Genomic DNA, 20,395 nt, shown 5'->3' with positions numbered 1-20,395 from the left:
CCAGTCTCGGCGATGGCGATCTCACCCACGGGGGTACGGCCCGAGCCCGCCTCCTTCCGCGACCCGGCGAACCGGGTCTTCCACATCGGCGACGAGGTGCTGCGGGGGCTGGACACCCAGGCCGCCGAGCACTGGCGGGCGCTGACCGGCAGCACGTTCTTCCCGGCGCTCGTCGCCGCGCGCAAGGTCTGCGCCACCGAGGACGCCCCGCCGACACTGGTGCCCGCCGCGACCGGGGCACCGTGGGCCGCCGTGCTACGCCACGAGCGCATCCCGTTCGTCTCCCACCCGTACGAGTGGTCGTTCAGCATGCTGCGCGACGCCGCACTGCTGCACCTGGAAGTCCTGCGCGCCGCACTCACCGAAGGCTTCACCACCAAGGACGGCTCGGCGTACAACCTGCAGTGGCGGGGCGCCGAGCCGGTCTTCATCGACATCGGCTCCTTTGAGCCGGTACGCGACGGCGAACCGTGGGCCGGCTACCGGCAGTTCTGCCAGACCGTGCTCTACCCGCTGATGCTCACCGCCCACCTCGGCGTCGACTTCCAGCCCTGGCTGCGCGCCCGGGTCGACGGCATCGAGGCCGACGAACTCCGGCCACTCTTCGGCGGGGCCCGCCGACTGCGCCCCGGCGTGCTGACCCACCTGCACCTGCACGGGACCATGCAGCACCGCAACGCCGCCGCCAGCACCAGCGACGTACGCGATCAACTGCGGGCCGCCGGCTTCTCCCGGGAGTTGCTGCTGGCCACCGTACGCGGAATCGAGAAGCTGGTCCGCCGGCTGGACCGTCGTCCGGCCGAGAGCCACTGGTCGGACTACCAGCGCACCTGCGGTTACTCCGCACGGGACCGGGTGGCGAAGGAGCAGTTCGTGGCGACCTCGGTGGCGGCTGGCGCCCGACCTCGCCTGGTGCTCGACCTCGGTGCCAACGACGGCCGGTACTCCCGGTTGGCGGCCGGGCACGCCGACTACGTGGTCGCCGTCGAGCAGGACCCGGCCGTGGTCGACGAGTTGTACCGAAAATTGCGGTCCGAGGGGCAGCGACGCATCCTGCCGCTGGTGCTGGACCTGGCCGACCCGTCACCCGGTGGAGGCTGGCGGGGCGTCGAGCGGGCAGGCTTCGCCGAGCGGGCGTCCGCCGACGTGGTGCTCGCCCTGGCCCTGGTGCACCACCTGGCGATCGGACGCAACGTGCCGCTGCCGGAGGTCGTCGACTGGCTGGCGGGGCTGACCGTGCCGGGCGGCGCGATGGTGGTGGAGTTCGTCCACCCGGAGGATCCGATGGCGACCCGGTTGCTGGCCAACAAGCCGGCCGGCCTCTTCCCGGACTACCGGCGCGACACCTTCGAGGCGCTGCTGAGTGCCCGGGGCCGGATCACCGACCGGCTGGAACTGCCCTCCGGCACGCGCACGCTCTACCGGACGGTGATGGGTGGCTGAACCGGCCTCCGCCGACCCGCCGGCTCCGGACGAGCGGGCACGCCCGGCCGCCGGGCGGTGGGACCGGGGCTGGCGGGGCGAGCTGGGTCGGCTGCTGGAGGTGGTCGCGCTGGTCGGGCTGGTGGTCACCCAGCCGCTGCTGGACGTGCTCGGCCGCAGCCCCGACTTCTTCCTCTTCCACCGCGCCGACCCGGCCCAGATCCTGCTGCTGACCGCCCTGGTGGCGGTGGTGCCCACGGTGCCCGTGGCACTGCTCGGCACGCTCAGCCGACTGGCCGGCCGGACCGCCCGCGCCCTCACCCACACCGCGTTGATCGGGCTGCTGCTCGCCGCCCTCGCCGTGCAGGTGGGCCGCCACGTGACGCCGCTCCGGGGCGTACCCCTGCTGCTCGTGGCCGTGCTGGCCGGCGCCGCCGGCGCGGTCGCACACCGGCGGTGGCGGGCACCGGGCCGGGTGCTGCGACTGGCCGCCGCCGGGCCGGTGGCCTTCGTGGCGCTCTTCCTGCTCGCCTCGCCCACCTCGGCCGTGGTGCTGCCGCGCACCGACGGCGGCGCGGCCGGCACCGCCCAGGGCTCGGGCGTGCACCCGCCGGTCGTCATGCTGATCCTCGACGAGCTGCCGCTGGTCAGCCTGCTCGGCGCCGACGGGCGGATCGACGCGGCCCGGTTCCCGCACTTCGCCGAGCTGGCCGGCACCTCGACCTGGTACCGCAACGCCACCGGGGTCAGCGGGTGGACGCCCAACGCGCTGCCCGCGATGCTCACCGGCCGCTACCCGGCGCGGCCCGTCGCCCCGCACTACTCGCAGTACCCGGACAACATCTTCACCGCCTTCGGCGGCCTCTACGACATCCAGGCCGAGGAGAGCATCACCCGACTCTGCCCGCCCAGCCGCTGCGAGCAACCGGTCACCCCGGAACAAGGGCTCGGCGTGCTGGTCCAGGAGACCGGCAAACTGTTCGGCCAGGTCACCGGGCCGACGGAGAGCGCGGTCGACCCGGAGGACTCCTACCGGGAGCAGACCCGGGCCGAGGCCGGGCTGGACGCCGCCGAGCCGGTGCCGGCCGACCCGAAGTTCCGCTGGGACAGCCTGGACGACAACCAGCCGGCCCGCTTCACCAGCTTCCTGGCCGGGCTGAAGCCGACGCCCCGGCCCACCCTGCACTTCCTGCACCTGCTGATGCCGCACTCGCCGTGGGCGTACCTGCCGTCCGGGGCGCGCTACGACGCCCCCGAGGACCTGCCCAACGACGGCGCCGGCTGGGTCGAGCTGGCCCGGCAGCGGCACCTCGCCCAGCTCGGCTACACCGACCGGCTGATCGGCGAGACACTGCGTACGCTGCGCGCCAGCGGCCTCTATGACCAGGCCCTCGTCGTGGTCACCGCCGACCACGGGGTCAGCTTCCGCCCCGGGGCGCAGGGTCGGGGCATGGACGCGATCAAGGCCGCCGCCGGCGAGGTCGCGTGGGTGCCGATGTTCATCAAGGAGCCCAGGCAGCAGGCCGGCCGGGTGGACGACCGCAACTGGGAGCACGTCGACCTCCTGCCAACCGTCGCCGACGAGGCCAACATCCGGCTGCCCTGGCGGGTCGACGGCCGCTCCGCCCGGCAGGCCCCCCGCACCGACGGCACCAAACACTTCTACGACCGCCCCGGCGAACCGGTCACCTTCCCCGGTGGGGTGCCCGCCCCGCCGCTGCTGCCGACGCCGCACCCCCTGGTCGGCACCGAGGTGCGCGCCGGCCCGGCCGGAGGCAGCGCCCGGGTGGCCGACCTGGCCGCCTTCACGGCCGTGGACCCGGACACCGGCACCCTCCCGGCGCTCGTGTGGGGAGACGTCCCGGACCGGATCCCCGACGGCACGCTGCTGGCGGTGGCCGTCAACGGTCGGATCGGAGCCGTCGTCCCGGTGGTGCCGGCCGACCCCGGAGGACGCCGGTTCGCCGCGCTGCTCAGCGACGACAAGCTGTTCCACGCCGGCACCAACCAGCTCGACGTCTTCCAGGTAGCGACGGACGGTACGCTGCGACGCCTCGCGCTGTCGTGACCCGATCCAGGGTTCGTCCCGCCTGCCGGGATGCCGGGGTTTCCCGGCGGCCCGGTCGGGAATCGGGTGACGCATACCTCACCGCCGAACCACGGCGGGCGTTGTCCCCCAAGCCGCAATTACGGTAGAAGCGAAGGCAATTCAACGTAGATCTGCCGGCGAAGCGAGGAACCACATGACGGAAGTCAAGCTCGATCACCCCGGTGGGCAGCTGTCGATGCCGGTACATCCTGCGGTCGAGGGCCCCGCCGGTGTCGGGGTGAGCAAGCTGCTGAAAGAAACCGGGATGACAACGTACGACCCGGGTTTCGTGAACACCGCCGCCGCCTCATCCGCGATCACCTACATCGACGGCGACGCGGGGATCCTGCGTTACCGGGGATACCCGATCGAGCAGTTGGCCGAGAAGTCCTCTTTCCTGGAGGTCTCCTACCTGCTCATCTACGGTGAGCTGCCGAGCGAGCAGCAGCTGACTGAGTTCACCGAGTGGATTCGGCGGCACTCGTTGCTGCACGAGGAGATGCGCCGCTTCTTCGACGGCTTCCCCCGGGACGCCCACCCGATGGCGGTGCTCTCGTCCGCGGTGAGCGCCCTGTCCACCTTCTACCAGGACAGCCTGGACCCGTTCGACTCCGAGCACGTGGAGATCTCCACGGTCCGGCTCATGGCGAAGGTCCCCACCATCGCCTCGTACGCGTACAAGAAGTCCATCGGGCAGCCGCTGCTCTACCCGGACAACTCGCTGGGGTACGTGGACAACCTGCTGCGGATGACGTTCGGCGTGCCGGCCGAGCCGTACGAGGTCGACCCGGTGATGTCGAAGGTGCTGGACATGCTCTTCGTTCTGCACGCCGACCACGAGCAGAACTGCTCCACGTCGACCGTCCGGCTGGTCGGCTCCAGCAACGCCAACCTGTTCGCCTCGGTCTCCGCTGGCGTGAACGCCCTGTTCGGCCCGCTGCACGGCGGCGCCAACCAGGCCGTACTGGAGATGCTCCAGCAGATCCACGCCGGTGACGGTGACGTCCGGTCCTTCGTCCGCAAGGTCAAGGACAAGCAGGACGGCGTCAAGCTGATGGGCTTCGGCCACCGGGTCTACAAGAACTACGACCCGCGGGCCGCGATCGTCAAGAAGGCCGCGCAGGACGTGCTGGGCCGGATGGCCAAGCCGGACCCGCTGCTGGACATCGCCATGGAGTTGGAGGAGATCGCGCTCGCCGACGACTTCTTCGTCTCCCGTCGGCTCTACCCGAACGTGGACTTCTACACCGGCCTGATCTACAAGGCCATGGGCTTCCCGACGAAGATGTTCACGGTCCTCTTCGCGCTCGGCCGGCTCCCCGGCTGGATCGCCCAGTGGCGCGAGATGATCAACGACCCGGAGACCAAGATCGGCCGTCCGCGGCAGATCTACGTCGGTTCCGCCGAGCGGGACTACATCCCCTTCGCCGAGCGCTGACCGCCGCTCTTCGCACCACCGACAGGCCGTCGACCCACCCGGGGTCGGCGGCCTGCCGCCGCTTGATCGACTTCATATCGCCGATGTGGGGGTATCCGGTGCCAGGGACACCCCCACATCGGCGACATGGAGTCGATCAAGCGGCGAGGGCCGGGCGATGGTGGGTGTGCGCCGGGCCGGGGTCGTGTGCCGGGAGCGGGCGAGCCTCTAGAAGGCCGAGATGTCCTGTGCTCGCTCGCTGCGGCTCAGCGCGCTGATCAGCGCGGACTGGCCGTGGCGGCGCACGGCCAGTCGTACCAGCAGGTCGCGCACCGGGTCGAAGACGTCCGCCGGGAATGCCGGCGTCGGCACGCCGACGCTCACCGCGAGGTCGTCGGAGTGGACCACGATTTCCAGCTGGCGGGTGAGCAGGAACTCACTGCGTCGCAGGGACCAGCCCTGCCAGGGGATGGGCACGACGTCGCGGGCCGCCCCTCGGGAGAGCAGGTGGCCCACCTCCTCCAGCGCGGCGGCGGAGCGGGCGTGCAGGTCCGCTGGCCCCCGTGCCGCGTCTGCCTCATCCGAACCGGAGGCGACCGAGGCCTCGTCCGGAGCGCCCTCGGTGACCCAGGCGGCCCGCTCGTAGTGGCCGTCGGCCGACTCCAGGAGAGGCAGGTCGGTCGGCATCGGCAGCAGCTCTGCCACCCGTACCGCCTGACGCCCCAGGTGGCACGCCAGACCTCCCACCGACAGGTGCGGCAGCACGCTGGGACGCGACCACTGCTCGGACACCTCGGAGCGCCGGATCAGGTCCAGCGCGATCGAGGCGGCGACGGGGAAGGCAGCATCCAGGGCGTCGACAGGGCGAGACATCCGCACATTTTGACAGGTACGGCAGTCCGGCGCGGACCTCGCCGGGGCCCCGCCTGACTCGGGCTCAGGGCAGCGGAACGAGGTAGGAATCGACGCGCGCGATCAGACCGTCGCGGAACGTGAACAGGTCGTTGAAGGCGAACCGGAACCGCCCGTGCTCGACGCTGACGCCGCCGCCCTCGCCCGTGGTGACGACGACCGGGCCGTCCTCGTAGACACGCTGGACGTCAAGCTCAGGGCTGCCGGTGAACGCCGGGTTCTCGATCTCGCCGTCGAACTCCGCCTTGCCGCGCGTGGTCCGGTGACCGTGAATGACCCACTCGACGTCATCGGTGAGGGTCGCGAGGATGCGCGGGTGGTCGCTCGTCCGGAAACCGGCGAAGTATTCCGCAACGAGGTCGCGTTGGGACGTCTGCGTCATGTCGTTCTCCGTTGTGGTCGGGCTTCGTCGTCTTGCAGGTGTGTGGCGAGTGCGTCGAGGATCGAGGCGAGCCCGTCGACTGCCTGGGCGCTCCGCAGCTCCGGGGGAAGCCGACGCTGGTGGACGGTGAGGTCCGTGCCGTCGCCAGCGGGCTGGACGGTGACGGTCGTGCGGAGGCCGGTGACGGGCTCGTCGAACACCAGCTCATGCGGGGCGGCGACGCTCACGTAGACGAACCGCAGCCGGCGGGACGCGCCGTCCGGCGCGCGGGTGTCGAGCGCGAAATCGCCGCCGGGCCGCAGGTCCACGGTCACGGACTCCGGGGGTACGGAAGCGTGCGAGCCGCCCCAGAACGCCGCGATGCTTGCCGGTGAGGTGAAGGCGGCCCAGACGCGTTCAGGGGCCGCTCGGAAGTGGCGCCGGGCGATCAGTTCGTCGCCACGGAGCTCCGCCTTGGCGGTCAACGGACCGCTCCGTCGTCGCCGAGATGCTGTTCGAGGGCGTCGAGCCGGTCGTCCCAGACTCGGCGCTGGTCGTCGATCCACCCGCCGAGCAGCGCCAGTTGATCGGCCCTCAGCCGGCAGGGGCGTCTCGTGCCCTCGCGTCGCTGCTCGACCAGGCCACACCGTCGCAGGACGCCGACGTGGTGGGAGATCGCCTGCGGGGTCAGGTCGAACGGTGCGGCGAGCTCACCCACAGTGGCGTCACCCCGCGCGAGACGCGTCAGCAGGGCGCGACGGACAGGGTCACCGAGAGCGGCGAAGGCCGAGTCGAGATCCGGGCCAGGTGCGGCGAGTGAGGTGGACATGGCCTCACCCTAATGCAAACGATCCTTTGCGCAAACAACCACTTGGGAAAGCGTTGTCGCCGACATTGCGGTATCCCAGGGCAGGGACACCGCAATATCGGCGACACGGAGTCGATCAGCGAGCGGCACCGGGCCGCACGATCGCGGTCAGCGCAGGCCGGCGGCGGCGAGCAGGTTGCCCTCGGGGAGCGCCGGGAGGGCCCGGCCCTGGGACATGCGCTGCTCGGCGCGCTGGGCGGTGCACGCGGCGTCGGTGGCGATGGCGGCGGCGTAGCTGGCGGCGGTGCGCTGGGCGATCGCCGCCCAGCCGTACTGGTCGTGGACCATCCGCCGGGCGCGACGGGCCATGACGCGGGCGCGGTCGGGATCCGAGAGCAGCGCGTCCACGGCGTCGGTCAGGCCGTCGGGGTCGTGGGGGCGGAAGGTCATCCCGGTCTTCCCCGGCTCGATGATCTCCGCGAGGCCGCCGGTGGCCGCGACGGCGAGGGGCGCGCCGGCCGCTGCGCCCTCCAGGGCCACCATGCCGAACGGCTCGTAGATGCTCGGCACGGCGAAGCAGTCGGACGCGGCCATCAGTGCCGGCAGGTCGGTGCCGCCGAGGAAGCCGGGCATGGTGACCATGTCGCCGAGGCCGCGGCGGTGCACCTCGGCTTCCAACTCGGCACGGTACGGGCCGTCGCCGGCGATCACGGCGCGCAGCCCGGGGTGCCGTTCCCGCAGCCGGGGCAGTGCGGCGATCAGGTGCTGCACGCCCTTCTCGTACACGAGGCGGCCGGCGAAGGTGACCAGCGGGCCGTCCCCGGCGAACCGGGCCCGGGCGGCGGCCACGGCACGCGCCGGCACCCGCCAGCGGTGCGGCTCCACGCCGTTGGCGACCACGTCGACCCGTCCGGACGGTACGCCGAACAGCGCGTTCACCTCGTCACGCATGTAACCGGAGCAGACGATCACCCGGCCGGACTCACTGCTGAGCCACTGCTCGACGCCGTGGATGGTGCGGTTCATCTCCTCGGGCAGCCAGCCCTGGTGCCGTCCCGCCTCGGTGGCGTGGATGGTCGTGACCAGCGGGATGTCCAGGTGGTCGCGCAACGTCATCGCTGTGTGGGCGACGAGCCAGTCGTGGGCGTGGATGACGTCGTAGGTGCCGGCTTCGGTGGCGCGCAGCGCGGTGCGGGTGAGGGTGTGGTTGAAGGCCATCGTCCAGGCCAGCAGGCTGCCGGTGGCGAGGGGGAAGGTCACCGGGTCCTCGGGGGCGCGCAGGATGCGGACGCCGTCGGCGTACTCCTCCAGGGGTGCGCCCTCGGTGTGGCGGGTGACGACGGTGACCTCGTGGCCGGCGGCGGCCAGCGCCACCGACAGCGCGTGGACGTGGCGGCCGAGGCCGCCGACGAGCACCGGCGGGTACTCCCAGGAGAGCATCAGGATGCGGCGGGTCTGCGGGGGCACTCCCGGGCCGGTCTGCGGCGGCACGGTTGCGCCAGGCTGCGCGGAAAGACCGGGCTGCGTCGAAAGCTGAGGCCGGGAGGTCAGGGTGGGCCGGTGGGTCCGGTCCTTGGTGGCAGCGAACTGCTCGTCGACCCGCAGGGTCGTCACATCAATCTCCGTCCATGCATGGTGGTGCGCGCCGGCGTCAGTGGCGGCGGAGCGAGAGGTGTAAGGGGTGGCCGAGGGCCGAGGAGGCACGCGCGGGCGCGTGTCCCCAACCAGCAAAGGGCATCGAGCGCGATAACGCACCCTGAGAGGGGCCAAGGTGACGGAGGACACCTGAGGGGTGTAGCGCGCATCAGACAGGTGGATTCCGGGCATCGCCTGGAAGGATGGATTGGCGTGCCGGGGCGGGGGGCAATACCCGCGTGCGCGTGGGCGGCCTCCCGCCGGCGCGCTCGTGGCGCGGTGCGCACATGACCATGGTTTGAAGGAGCGAGATGCAGGTCTGGCCGGGCGAGCGGTATCCCCTGGGCGCCACCTACGACGGGATGGGCACCAACTTCGCCATCTTCTCCGAGGTGGCCGAGCGGATCGAGCTGTGCCTCTTCGACGAGTGGGACACCGGCGCCGAGCGCCGGGTCGAGCTGCGCGAGGTGGACGCGTACGTGTGGCACGCGTACCTGCCGGGCATCGAGCCGGGTCAGCGTTACGGCTACCGGGTGTACGGCCCGTACGACCCGGCGAACGGGCTGCGCTGCAACCCGCACAAGCTGCTGCTCGACCCGTACGCGAAGGCCATCGACGGTGACGTGGAGTGGGACCCGGCGGTCTACGACTACGAGATGGCGGAGCCGGAGCGGATGTCGGAGACCGACTCGGCGCCGTTCATGCCGAAGTCGGTGGTGGTCAACCCGTACTTCGACTGGGGCAACGACAGGCCGCCGCGCACCCCTTACCACCACTCGGTGATCTACGAGGCGCACGTACGCGGGCTGACGATGCGTCACCCGGACATCCCGGAGGAGCTGCGCGGCACGTACGCGGGCATCGCCTCCCCGCCGATGATCGAGTATCTGACCCGGCTCGGGGTGACCGCGATCGAGCTGATGCCGGTGCACCAGTTCATCCACGACCACCGGCTGAACGACCTGGGGCTGCGTAACTACTGGGGTTACAACACCATCGGCTTCTTCGCCCCGCACCACGGCTACTCCGCGCTGGGCCGGACCGGCCAGCAGGTGCAGGAGTTCAGGGGCATGGTCAAGGCGCTGCACGCGGCCGGCATCGAGGTCATCCTCGACGTGGTCTACAACCACACCGCCGAGGGCAACCACCTCGGGCCGACGTTGAGCTTCAAGGGCGTGGACGCCCCGAGCTACTACCGGCTCAGTGAAGAGGACCGCCGCTACTTCGTCGACTACACGGGCACCGGCAACAGCCTCAACGTGCGCAGCCCGCACTCCCTGCAACTGATCATGGATTCGCTGCGCTACTGGGTGCAGGAGATGCACGTCGACGGGTTCCGCTTCGACCTGGCCGCGACCCTGGCCCGAGAGTTCTACGAGGTCGACCGGCTCTCGACCTTCTTCGAGGTGGTGCAGCAGGACCCTGTGGTCAGCCAGGTCAAGCTGATCGCCGAGCCGTGGGACGTCGGCCCCGGCGGCTACCAGGTGGGCAACTTCCCGCCGCTGTGGACCGAGTGGAACGGCAAGTACCGCGACACCGTACGGGACTTCTGGCGCGGTGAGCCGGCCACCCTCGCGGAGTTCGCGTCCCGGATCTCCGGCTCCGCCGACCTCTACCAGGACGACGGGCGTCGCCCGTTCCACAGCATCAACTTCGTCACCGTCCACGACGGGTTCACGCTCAACGACCTGGTGTCGTACAACGACAAGCACAACGAGGCCAACGGCGAGGACAACCGGGACGGCGAGAGCCACAACCGCTCCTGGAACTGCGGCGTCGAGGGCGACACCGACGACGAGGCGGTGCTCGCCCTGCGGGCCAAGCAGCGGCGTAACTTCCTGGCCACCCTGATGCTGTCGCAGGGCGTACCGATGATCGGCCACGGTGACGAGCTGGGCCGCACCCAGCACGGCAACAACAACGTCTACTGCCAGGACAGCGAGCTGGCCTGGGTCGACTGGGACAACGCCGACGAACAGCTGCTGGAGTTCGTCCGCACGCTCACCGACTTCCGCAAACGGCACCAGGTGTTCCGCCGCCGCCGGTTCTTCACCGGCCTGCCGGTGGGCGGGCGTGAGGTCGACGGCCCGCTGCCCGACCTGGCCTGGTACACGCCGGACGGGCGGGAGATGACCGGCGAGGACTGGGGCAACGACTTCGGCCGCTCGGTGGCGTTGTTCGTCAACGGAGAGGGCATCCGGGAGCGCGGCCAGTACGGCCAGCGCCACCACGACGCCTCGTTTCTGCTCTGCTTCAACGCCCACGACGCGCCGCTGGACTTCACCCTGCCCGGCAGCGAGTACGGCCAGAAGTGGGAACGGGTGATCAGCACCGCCGAACCCGAGCCGGACGACGTCACGGTGATCAGCGCGGGCGGCACCATCCGGGTGCCGGACCGTTCCCTGGTGGTGTTGGAGAGGACGATCTGACATGGCGGCCACCCCTGCAAAGGCCACCATAAAAGCCACCTATCGCATCCAGGTCCGCCCTGGCTTCGACCTGGATGCCACCGCCGCGATCGTCGACTACCTCGCCGACCTGGGCGTCAGCCATCTCTACAGCGCCCCGCTGCTGGCCGCCACCCCCGGCTCCGCGCACGGCTACGACGTGGTCGACCACCGGGCGGTCAACCCGGAGGTGGGCGGTGAAGCCGCCCGGCAGCGGCTGCTGCGGGCGCTGCGCGACGCCAAGCTCGGCCTGGTCGTCGACATCGTGCCCAACCACGCCGGGGTGGCCGTGCCGCCGGCCAACCCCGCTTGGTGGGACGTGCTGCGTCGGGGGCGCGACTCGGCGTACGCCGACTGGTTCGACATCGACTGGGACCGGGGCCGGCTGCTGCTGCCGGTGCTGGCCGACGAACCGGCCGCCCTGGACGACCTCAAGCTGGTCGACGGGGAGCTGCGCTACCACGAGCACCGCTTCCCGGTCGCCGACGGCACCGGCGACGGCAGCCCTCGGGAGGTGCACGACCGGCAGCACTACGAGCTGATCTCCTGGCGTCGCGGTGACGCCGAGCTGACGTACCGCCGGTTCTTCGCCGTTTCCGGCCTGGCCGGGCTGCGCGTGGAGGACCCGGCGGTGTTCGCCGCCACCCACGAGCTGATCCTGCGCTGGGCCGCCGACGGGGAGGTCGACGGCATCCGTGTCGACCACCCGGACGGCCTGCGCGACCCGGCCGGCTACCTGACCCGGTTGCGGGAGGCTGCGCCGGAGGCCTGGCTCGTGGTGGAGAAGATCCTGGAGTACGGCGAGGAGCTGCCGGACTGGCCGGTGGACGGAACGACCGGCTACGACGCCCTGGCCGCGGTCGGCGGGCTCTTCGTCGACACGGACACCGAGGGGGACTTCACGGCGCTGGACACCCGCCTCGCCGGGCGGCACACCTCGTGGGAGGACCTGACCCATGAGACGAAGCTGGCCGCCGCCACCCGGCTGCTCGCCGCCGAGCTGACCCGGCTGGCGACGCTGGCCCCCGACGTGCCTGCCGAGCTGGCCCGCGCGGCGCTCGCCGAGCTGGCCGCGGCGTTCCCGGTCTACCGGGGCTACCCGCCGCACGGCGCCCGGTATCTCGCCGTCGCCCGCTCCGAGGCCGGCCGGCGTCGCCCCGACCTGGCCACGGCCCTGGACGCGGTCACCCGCCGGTTGCGGGACCCCGAGGACGAGCTGGCCCGCCGTTTCCCGCAGTTCACCGGCGCGGTGATGGCCAAGGGCGTCGAGGACACCGCGTTCTACCGGTGGAGTCGGTTCGTCGCGCTGAACGAGGTCGGCGACAGCCCCGCCCACTTCGGGGTGCCGTCGGCGGAGTTCCACCGCTTCGCCGCCGCCCGGCAGGTCCGCTGGCCCGCCAGCATGACCACCCTCTCGACCCACGACACCAAACGCGGCGAGGACGTGCGCGCCCGGCTCGCCGTGCTCAGCGAGCTGCCGCAACGCTGGGCCGAGCAGGTCACCACCTGGATGGAGTACGCCCCGCTGCCCGACCCGGCCTTCGCCCACCTGCTCTGGCAGACCGCCGTCGGCGCGTGGCCGATCGAACGGGAGCGGCTGCACGCGTACGTCGAGAAGGCCGCCCGGGAGGCGGCGGCCTCGACCAGTTGGGCGGACCCGGACCCGGTCTTCGAGCAGGCCCTGCACGCCGTGGTTGACCTGATGTACGACGACCCGAGCCTGCACGACGAGCTGACCGAACTCGCCGCCGCCATCACCCCGGCCGGCTGGTGCAACTCCCTCGGGCAGAAGCTCATCCAGCTCGCCATGCCCGGAATCCCGGACACCTACCAGGGCACCGAGCTGTGGGACAACTCCCTCGTCGACCCCGACAACCGCCGCCCGGTCGACTTCGACGTACGCCGAGAGATGCTGGCACGCCTCGACGACGGCTGGCGTCCCCCGATCGACACCGACGGCGCGGCGAAGCTCCTCGTCGTGTCGCGGACCCTGCGGCTGCGACGGGCGCACCCGGAGCTGTTCACCTCCTACCGGTCGGTGCCGGCGCACGGGCCGCTGGGGCGGCACGCATTGGCCTTCGACCGCGGCGGCGCGATCGCCGTGGCCACCCGGCTGCCGCTGGGCCTGGCACGCGCCGGCGGGTGGTGTGACACAGTCCTGTCGCTTCCCGTTAACGAGATGAAGGACCTGTTCACCGGCCGGGTCTACAGTGGCGGGGAGACGCCTCTGGACGACCTTCTGGCCGACTATCCCGTCGCACTGCTGGCTCCTCCCACCGCTTCCGTGGAGGCTGCTTCATGACCGAATTCACCGTGTGGGCGCCGGACGCCACCCGAGTCCGGCTGCGCCTGGCGGGCGACGTCGACCACGAGATGCGCGCCGCCGCCGACGGCTGGTGGCGGGTCGAGGTGCCCGACGCCGGCCCCGACTACTCCTATCTGCTGAACGACGACGAAACGCCACTGCCCGACCCCCGGTCGCCGTGGCAACCTGCTGGTGTGCACGGGCCCAGCCGACGCTACGACCACTCCGCCTTTACGTGGAGCGACAGCGCGTGGACCGGCCGGCAACTGCCCGGCAGCATCCTCTACGAGCTGCACATCGGCACCTTCACCCCGGAGGGCACCTTCGACGCGGCCATCGACCGCCTCGACCACCTGGTGTCGCTCGGCGTCGACCTGATCGAGCTGCTCCCGGTCAACGCCTTCAACGGCGAACACAACTGGGGGTACGACGGCGTCTGCTGGTATGCCCCGCACCAGCCCTACGGCGGCCCCGACGGCCTCAAACGGTTCGTCGACGCCGCCCACGCCAAGGGGCTGGGGGTGATCCTCGACGTCGTCTACAACCATTTCGGGCCCTCCGGGGCCTACGCGCCGCGGTTCGGCCCCTATCTCGCCGAGCAGAGCAACAGTTGGGGCCGCTCGGTCAACCTGGACGGCCCGCACTCCGACGAGGTACGCCGCTACATCATCGACAGCGTCCTCATGTGGCTGCGCGACTACCACGTCGACGGGCTGCGGCTCGACGCCGTACACGCCCTGCCCGACACCCGCGCCGTGTCGCTGCTCGAAGAGCTGGCGATCGAGGTGGAGTCTCTGTCGACGCACCTGGGTCGTCCGCTGTCCCTGATCGCCGAGTCTGACCTCAACGATCCACGGCTCATCACGCCTCGCGAGGCTGGCGGGTTCGGGCTGCACGCCCAGTGGAACGACGACGCCCACCACGCGCTGCACACGTTGCTGACGGGGGAGCGGCAGGGCTACTACGGCGATTTCGGCTCTCTGGAGACGCTGTCGGACGTGCTGACCGGTGGGTTCTTCCACGCCGGCACCTGGTCCAGCTTCCGTAACCGGCACCATGGGCGGCCTCTGGACTCGCGTGTTCCTGGGCATCGGTTGGTGGCGTACTTGCAGAACCATGATCAGATCGGCAACCGGGCTACCGGGGATCGGATATCGGCGTCGTTGACGCCTTCGCTGTTGCGGGTCGGGGCTGTGCTGCTGCTGACCGCGCCGTTCACGCCCATGCTGTTCATGGGGGAGGAGTGGGCGGCTTCTACGCCTTGGCAGTTCTTCACCTCGCACCCGGAGCCTGAGCTGGCTACGGCGGTGGCGCTGGGGCGGCGGCGGGAGTTCGCGTCGCACGGGTGGGCTGAGGGGGACGTGCCTGACCCGCAGGACCCGGAGACGTTCGTGCGGTCGCGGTTGGACTGGGCCGAGCTGGACAAGCCTGAGCATCGGGAGATGTTGGCGTTCTACCAGCGGTTGATTGCGCTGCGTCGGTCTCTTCCGGATCTTTCTGACCCTCGGTTGCACGCGGTTTCTGTGCAGCATGGGGATCAGTTCCTGCTGATGCGGCGGGGGGACACGCTGGTTGTCGCCAACTTCGCTGGGCGGGGGCAGGGGGTGTCGTTGCCGGGGGTGGCTCGGCGGGTGCTGCTGGCCACGGGGGAGGGAGTCACGGTGATGCGCGACCGGATCCAGCTGCCGGCAGAGACTGCGGCGATCGTGGCGCTGTGAGGCCGGGACGGCTTCGCACGGTGTCTGCTTCGGCGGGTGACGTTGCCTCTGACGACCAGTGCCGAGCCGATGTCCCTTACGGGCGGCCTCCGGCTGCCCGTATCCGATGCCCTCGCGACCCGGGCCGATTCGGGTGACTGATCCCCGAGTCTCGGGCTCGTCCATCTCAGCCCGATACCACGGCGAGCATACGAAACGTAACCTGTTGTGCAGGGCGGTACGACCACTTCGGACAGTACGCCTTGGTGACCTGCCCGTGCAGTTCTCGCTCGGATGCGTTTAGGCCGGATGCTCGCCAGGCCGTGCCGCCTCGGCCGGCCGGGACGATTAGTCTGCCGCGCAGGCACGGCGGCGAGTTCGTCTTCGGTGATGATCCCGCCAGGTGGGTGAACCGGGTGCAGCTTCCACCCACGGTTGACCCACCGATCCGCCTAGATCGACTCGGCGAAGGTTCTGCGGTCATCGAGGGAACCGTCGTCCGTTTAGAGGGCCAATCCCCGTCCCTGCCGCATAAGGTGAAGATCAAGCTTGGGCAGCGGGATGGGTGCTATGGCCACTGACTATTCGCCCTCGTCTGACGGCAGAGGTACAGCCACCTTCGCAAGCCCCTGCACCGCCAAGGGATAAAACTCGTCGAACAGATCGAATACTTGGTTCGCTTGCTCGAGAGTCAGATCGTTCTCGCGTAGGCCTGCCGGCCAGTCATGTGACGAGATGTGGTACTCGGAGTCAGTCGACATCGTTCGGCCTCTCAGTTCAGTTGCAAGGGTTCTACGGCGGATCCTGAGGGAAAACAAGCACTGTGGACAATTTCCGAGAGATGGTCACATACCGCGATGGGCGTATCGCTAAGCGTAACACTCTGTCGCTCCGATCAGCCCACGATTTCCCTGGTGCCGTCGAAGGTGCTGGGGCGGCTTGAGAGGTGCATGAACTCCCATGTGCGTGCCAAATAGATATAGGTGATCGAGGCCGCGTTAAGGAGCGCGACGAGTGTCAGGATTGTCCATGCAAGTGAATCAATGCCTAGGATCCGCATGTGAAAGAGGTTGTCCCAGCGAAGATACGGTAGTTCCGCCTTGTAGATCATGAATAATCCGCTAGCGGCAATGGAGCACAATACGGTCGCCATCAGAGATATTCGCGCTGCGAGAGTGCCTTCGAGCAGTCGCCGTGGCTGACCGTCGAATCCTAGCCATGCGGCGGCCACCGCAGGAAAAACGAGAAGGAACGCCGGCACATCCGTTCCTGGATCCGCCTTGCGCGAAGCAACGAACCCGATTAGCCATATTAAAAGCGCTGCGGCGGAGCTCGTAATGACCGCTCGAAAAACCGACCCCGGTGGCACTTCGTAAAACCGGAAGCGAACGTCGGGAACGCGGTCGCCGTTTCTCAGCTTCTCAATCGGTTCCGGGAAGAAGCGGGTATAGAAGTGCGCGTATCGCTGCCCCGATCGCCGACGGAAACGGTAGTAGGGAGGAGGGGTGTTAAGCTCAGACGCAACAGGCATGGGACTAGGGGAGTCCTGATTCTCGCCAGCTCGTCTCCTCTTCACCGCAGCGCGGCGTCTACCCTCTTTGAGCCTCTCCCAGTGTGCTGTGAAGTAGTCGATTAGTTTTGGGGACTCTTGTATTCCGACGAACACTCCATCTTGAGCATCAATTATCAAATGGTAACTCTGAGTTGTGCACGCATTGTCGAGGGTGATACTAAAGTCCACCGGGCGAGAGCCAAAGATCAGTCGTGCCCTGGCTTTGAGCCAATTAAGGATTCCGTTTGAGGCTGGCGCCAACTCGAGGACCGGGGTCATCATGCGTTCGTAGGAAACAACAAAGCGACCATCTGGCGGACACGGTACTGCTGCTACTACCGCATAATGGGACGTGAGCTTCTTGACGAGTTGTGAGGCAAGCACTAGGGCTGCCTCATTCACGACGGACGAACCTGCATCGGATCCGACTATTGTCCTGATAGCTTGACTCCCAGAGTCGTCGTCGTATTTTCCGTTCTGATCAGCCCTTGCCATGACGGCGCCTAGCGCGAGTCGTTCTGCTTCGAACGCCTCGAGGTGCCTGCCCTGTGATATGTCGTGCCCATGCGAGATGTCAAGTAAGGTGCGTAAGACCTGTGCGACGAGCTGAAGGTACTGCCGGTAGGACAGGATAGGAAGGTCGCTACCATCGGCAGCAAGGACGCGTAGGTTGTCGACCATCTCGCCCTTGCGCGGAACCAGAACAGGAAACAGTATGACGGGCTGTTCGGGGGAGCTCGGCACGACAGATGGAGTTGATCCGTTAGATTCCTGGTCGCTTGTATTTTTCTTGGCGACCTGCGCTGACTGTTCGGCACGCTGTGGCGGTATCGACAGTCCTTGTTCGACGGGCAAGGAGCTGCCCGGATGGAGGATCTGTCGGACTATCCGGGGTGAAAGCTGGGCGTCGATCGTAACTCGCTGTACCAACGTCCGCTGCCCCGGCTCGTATCGCTCGGTAATGCGCTGCCGCACACTTGCGGGAAATATGATTGCTGACGCGAATGCGCGAGCGCGAGCAGAATCGGCTTCGTTCAGGCGCGCATATAGGCCATTATGGCCGGCACTCCGTTGAAGGACATTGACTTGGTACGGCGGAAGTGGCCATACTTTGGTGTCACGGTGGGAGTGAATCTGGGGACGGTAATAGCGGCGCATGGTGTGGATGAAGAGTAGGAGCAGAAGCAAGAATCCGGCGAGGGCGCGAGTTGTCCACGCGACGCCAACTCCCCATGCGGGTGGAGGGCCTGCGATGAAGAATATGAACAATCCGGTCAGAATTAGGCAAGTAATGAAAGAGGAAGCGGGGGAGGGTAGGCGGCCAGCTTGCGGGTTTGTGCTTCGAGACGATTTTTCTTCTTTTTGTGAATCTTCAACGTCCTTCTGTCCGCTTGCCGCCCGGTTCGCACTCGTAACCATGTGCCCCCCACTTGGTCCTGGCTGAAATCAAGAGACCATTCGCGTTCGCGGTCTTTTGACCATGAGGCCTGGAGCGGGCACATTAAAGGCTTGTGTCGTCCATGCGACAAAAGCTCTCTAGCGCTGGAAGTGGCGCCGGTCACTGCGGTCGGCGGGATCAGTGTGCATCGGCTCGCCACTCGTAACGTCAGAAGGAGCTGTCGCTGGCGGCCGGGCTGCTGAACAGCGACGACGACAGGAGCCGACCTGTGGGGCCCGATATGTCCACGCAGCTTACGGCGTAGGTCAGGCTTCGCGACTTGCTGCATCACCTGAGGGCGGCTGAACGGCCGAGCCACCAGCAAGGTATGCGGGAGCGTGTCGGTCACGGGCGCGCATGGCCGCATGAACTCGTGTCGCGACATTGTCGGGAAGGCGCTGCTCGGCCTCGTGGGACGGGAAGAAGGCTACGTCCTCCAACTCCTGTCCCGGCAAATTGAAGCTGTCGAGGTCGGCAATGGAGCCGCAGTCGAACGTGAAGCTGATGATCGAGCGAGGCCGCCGCCCGGAGGGTGGTGCCCAGTCGACTACGAGAAGCTTGCCTACGACCACAGATACCCCCAACTCCTCTCGTACCTCGCGGGCGCAGGCGTCATGCGGGTATTCATCCTCATCCACGTAGCCGCCTGGGAAGGACCAGGAGTCGCGGTAGGTGGGCTTCACGAGCAGCACGTTGCCGGCTGGGTCGGTGATGAGGGCCGCAGCGGCGGCATAGAAGGAAGCCAGGTTGGCGTACCAGGTGGCGGGCTCCGTCCAGGTCACCTCGGTGACGCTAGCGGACTTGTCCAGAGGCGCTCTCGCTACATTGCTGTTGGGATGGCCGCGAGGGCATGCAGGACCTCGTTGACCTGGGGTGATGCCTGCTGCGGGTTGAGCGTGCTGGCGAGTTCGCGGACGCGCTTTTGAACACGCGCCGACTGGATGCCCGCAGTGTGCTGCGCCAACTTTCGGCCCCAGTCGCAGGCGGCGTCGGTGTCTCTAGCGCGTGCATGAGTCATGGCGACGAGAGCGATGTGCAGGGCGCGCGTTCGGGTGTTTTCGCTGTCAAGGGTGAGCGCGTCGGGAGCATGGCCAAGGGCCTGCGAGTACAGGTGCAGGTCGCCCAGGCAACGTAGTGCAGCCCCGGCGAGGTGGGCGGGGCTGAAGTAGGTGACCCAGCGCGGGCTTCGTTCGGTGCCCGTCCGACCGAGAGCACGCTCAGCACTGGCGAGCGCGAGTTGGCAGGGTCGTCGCTCGCCAGACTGTCCGTAGGCGGTGGCAGCGGTGGCGTGTAGCCGAGCGAGTACGGCCGCTGGTGCGCGCCCTGCGCCGTCGATGGCCGCCTCGGCGAGCCGGGCCGCATCCCGGGCATGGCCCAGGTAAACGGCTTGGGTGGCAAGGTTGGCCAGCAGGTGAGCGCCGTACAGGCGATCGTCGGCGGCCTTGGCGAGGCGGAGGGCGACAGTCACGTGACGTTGGGCAGCGCCGTGGTCGCCCGCGTCGTACGACATAAAGGCGAGTTGTCCTGAGAGCATCGCGGCTGCACGCATAAGGTCGCGTCCCACGGCATCGGTATAGGTGCCACGCAGCATGATCGCGACCTGGCGTACGAGGAAGTCGGCCATGAGCGTCCGAGTACGCAGAGAGCCGCTGCCATGACGGCGGTCCAAAGCGGTGAAGTGGTCCGCCAGCGCGTACAGCGATTGAACGTCGGTGGAGGTGACCTGCTGCCGGCCCTTTTGGCTAACCGTCGCGTCGGGCAGGTCATATCGCCAACCGAGCGCCGCTTGTAGGGCTTTCCCGCGGTCAAGCGCTCCGCTGACCTGTGGGCTAAGTTGCTTGGCCAGCGTCATCCATATCTGCTCAGCGGTATCTATCGCCCCATCGATAGACGGGGGGTAGACGCATGCTCCGGCGTTGTCGGCCGCGCCGAAGCCCATCTCCGTGGCAGTGACCAAGCGACCGAGCTTGCGGGTAAGGATCTCGGCCATGGCGACCTGAACATTCTCGCCCGGACGGCGACCCCGCAACCACCAGTAGACGCTAGCCGCGTCGTACCGCCAGGTGCCCTGGTCGCGGCCAGCGTGATTGAGCTGGCGGGCGAATGCGGCGTGCGCGTTCCCATAGCCGGCGGCCAGCAGCAGCCCTTCGAACGCTGCGTTCGTCACCGGTCGCGCCATGGTATTGCCTCCAGGCATCAGTCAACTACTACTAGTGACGAGCCTATGGGGTGATGCGGTCCTATGGGGACCTGCGCAACCCCGCGCAACCCACATCCTGACCAGCGCAATAGAACGCATCGCTTGCCATCTG

General features: G+C 68.6%; 14 protein-coding genes. 6 read left to right on the top strand and 8 right to left on the bottom strand.

Translation table 11 applies throughout. The annotated features are described in order from the left end of the window. Positions 1 to 12: 12 nt before the first annotated feature. The 3 genes from ABZS37_RS15370 to ABZS37_RS15360 all read left to right on the top strand — a co-directional run bounded on the left by ABZS37_RS15370 (position 13) and on the right by ABZS37_RS15360 (position 4,949). A complete protein-coding gene (locus ABZS37_RS15370; RefSeq protein WP_355169304.1) occupies positions 13 to 1,443 on the top strand; it encodes a class I SAM-dependent methyltransferase in 1,431 nt (476 codons plus the stop codon). Beyond that, on the top strand, positions 1,436 to 3,490 hold the full coding sequence (locus tag ABZS37_RS15365) for a sulfatase-like hydrolase/transferase (RefSeq protein WP_355169302.1): 2,055 nt from the start codon (positions 1,436 to 1,438) through the stop codon (positions 3,488 to 3,490). The genes ABZS37_RS15370 and ABZS37_RS15365 overlap by 8 nt, the downstream gene beginning before the upstream one ends. Before the next feature lie 175 nt (positions 3,491 to 3,665). Continuing rightward, positions 3,666 to 4,949, top strand: a complete 1,284-nt coding sequence (locus tag ABZS37_RS15360; protein WP_355169300.1) for a citrate synthase — start codon at positions 3,666 to 3,668, stop codon at positions 4,947 to 4,949. A 207-nt stretch (positions 4,950 to 5,156) separates the two neighbouring features. Here ABZS37_RS15360 and ABZS37_RS15355 read toward each other — a convergent pair whose 3' ends face one another. The 5 genes from ABZS37_RS15355 to ABZS37_RS15335 form a co-directional block, all read right to left on the bottom strand. Next, a complete protein-coding gene (locus tag ABZS37_RS15355; RefSeq protein ID WP_355169298.1) occupies positions 5,157 to 5,801 on the bottom strand; it encodes a maleylpyruvate isomerase N-terminal domain-containing protein in 645 nt (214 codons plus the stop codon). 64 nt (positions 5,802 to 5,865) lie between these two features. Continuing rightward, entirely contained in the window at positions 5,866 to 6,222 is a 357-nt protein-coding gene (locus tag ABZS37_RS15350) for a nuclear transport factor 2 family protein (RefSeq protein ID WP_355169296.1), read from the bottom strand. Further along, the gene (locus ABZS37_RS15345; RefSeq protein WP_355169294.1) at positions 6,219 to 6,686 is read right to left on the bottom strand and encodes an SRPBCC domain-containing protein; all 468 of its coding nucleotides are present in this window, start codon (positions 6,684 to 6,686) and stop codon (positions 6,219 to 6,221) included. Before ABZS37_RS15345 ends, ABZS37_RS15350 begins: the two co-directional genes overlap by 4 nt. Further along, entirely contained in the window at positions 6,683 to 7,030 is a 348-nt protein-coding gene (locus ABZS37_RS15340) for a metalloregulator ArsR/SmtB family transcription factor (RefSeq protein ID WP_355169292.1), read from the bottom strand. Before ABZS37_RS15340 ends, ABZS37_RS15345 begins: the two co-directional genes overlap by 4 nt. A 147-nt stretch (positions 7,031 to 7,177) precedes the next feature. Then, positions 7,178 to 8,623, bottom strand: a complete 1,446-nt coding sequence (locus ABZS37_RS15335) for a glycosyltransferase family 4 protein (protein ID WP_355169290.1) — start codon at positions 8,621 to 8,623, stop codon at positions 7,178 to 7,180. 332 nt (positions 8,624 to 8,955) lie between these two features. Between ABZS37_RS15335 and glgX the strand changes: the two genes are divergently transcribed. Genes glgX through treZ form a run of 3 tightly spaced genes read left to right on the top strand, consistent with a single transcriptional unit; the run spans position 8,956 to position 15,114 of the window. Then, a complete protein-coding gene (gene glgX / locus ABZS37_RS15330) occupies positions 8,956 to 11,073 on the top strand; it encodes a glycogen debranching protein GlgX (RefSeq protein ID WP_355169288.1) in 2,118 nt (705 codons plus the stop codon). A 1-nt stretch (position 11,074) separates the two neighbouring features. After that, positions 11,075 to 13,393, top strand: a complete 2,319-nt coding sequence (gene treY, locus ABZS37_RS15325) for a malto-oligosyltrehalose synthase (RefSeq protein WP_355169286.1) — start codon at positions 11,075 to 11,077, stop codon at positions 13,391 to 13,393. Then, positions 13,390 to 15,114: a malto-oligosyltrehalose trehalohydrolase gene (treZ, locus tag ABZS37_RS15320; RefSeq protein ID WP_355169284.1), complete on the top strand. Its 1,725-nt coding sequence runs from the start codon at positions 13,390 to 13,392 to the stop codon at positions 15,112 to 15,114. The genes treY and treZ overlap by 4 nt, the downstream gene beginning before the upstream one ends. 874 nt (positions 15,115 to 15,988) lie before the next feature. On the opposite strand, the gene ABZS37_RS15315 is transcribed toward treZ, so the two are convergent. The 3 genes from ABZS37_RS15315 to ABZS37_RS15305 form a co-directional block, all read right to left on the bottom strand. Then, positions 15,989 to 17,389 (bottom strand): hypothetical protein, encoded by a 1,401-nt coding sequence (locus ABZS37_RS15315; RefSeq protein WP_355169282.1) that lies wholly within the window; start codon positions 17,387 to 17,389, stop codon positions 15,989 to 15,991. A 960-nt stretch (positions 17,390 to 18,349) separates the two neighbouring features. After that, positions 18,350 to 18,865: an NUDIX hydrolase gene (locus tag ABZS37_RS15310; protein ID WP_355169280.1), complete on the bottom strand. Its 516-nt coding sequence runs from the start codon at positions 18,863 to 18,865 to the stop codon at positions 18,350 to 18,352. A 38-nt stretch (positions 18,866 to 18,903) separates the two neighbouring features. Beyond that, on the bottom strand, positions 18,904 to 20,250 hold the full coding sequence (locus ABZS37_RS15305; protein ID WP_355169278.1) for a hypothetical protein: 1,347 nt from the start codon (positions 20,248 to 20,250) through the stop codon (positions 18,904 to 18,906). Positions 20,251 to 20,395 lie beyond the last annotated feature (145 nt).

Origin of the sequence: Micromonospora sp. NPDC005413 (genome assembly GCF_040606435.1) — a bacterium.
Taxonomy (GTDB): Bacteria; Actinomycetota; Actinomycetes; order Mycobacteriales; family Micromonosporaceae; genus Micromonospora.
This window is presented reverse-complemented; position numbering and strand designations above follow the sequence as displayed.

Coding starts and splice junctions, on each gene's coding strand:
- treY (WP_355169286.1), top strand. CDS start 11,075: ATGGCGGCCACCCCTGCAAAGGCCACCATAAAAGCCACCTATCGCATC.
- ABZS37_RS15360 (WP_355169300.1), top strand. CDS start 3,666: ATGACGGAAGTCAAGCTCGATCACCCCGGTGGGCAGCTGTCGATGCCG.
- treZ (WP_355169284.1), top strand. CDS start 13,390: ATGACCGAATTCACCGTGTGGGCGCCGGACGCCACCCGAGTCCGGCTG.
- ABZS37_RS15355 (WP_355169298.1), bottom strand. CDS start 5,801: ATGTCTCGCCCTGTCGACGCCCTGGATGCTGCCTTCCCCGTCGCCGCC.
- ABZS37_RS15350 (WP_355169296.1), bottom strand. CDS start 6,222: ATGACGCAGACGTCCCAACGCGACCTCGTTGCGGAATACTTCGCCGGT.
- glgX (WP_355169288.1), top strand. CDS start 8,956: ATGCAGGTCTGGCCGGGCGAGCGGTATCCCCTGGGCGCCACCTACGAC.
- ABZS37_RS15340 (WP_355169292.1), bottom strand. CDS start 7,030: ATGTCCACCTCACTCGCCGCACCTGGCCCGGATCTCGACTCGGCCTTC.
- ABZS37_RS15370 (WP_355169304.1), top strand. CDS start 13: ATGGCGATCTCACCCACGGGGGTACGGCCCGAGCCCGCCTCCTTCCGC.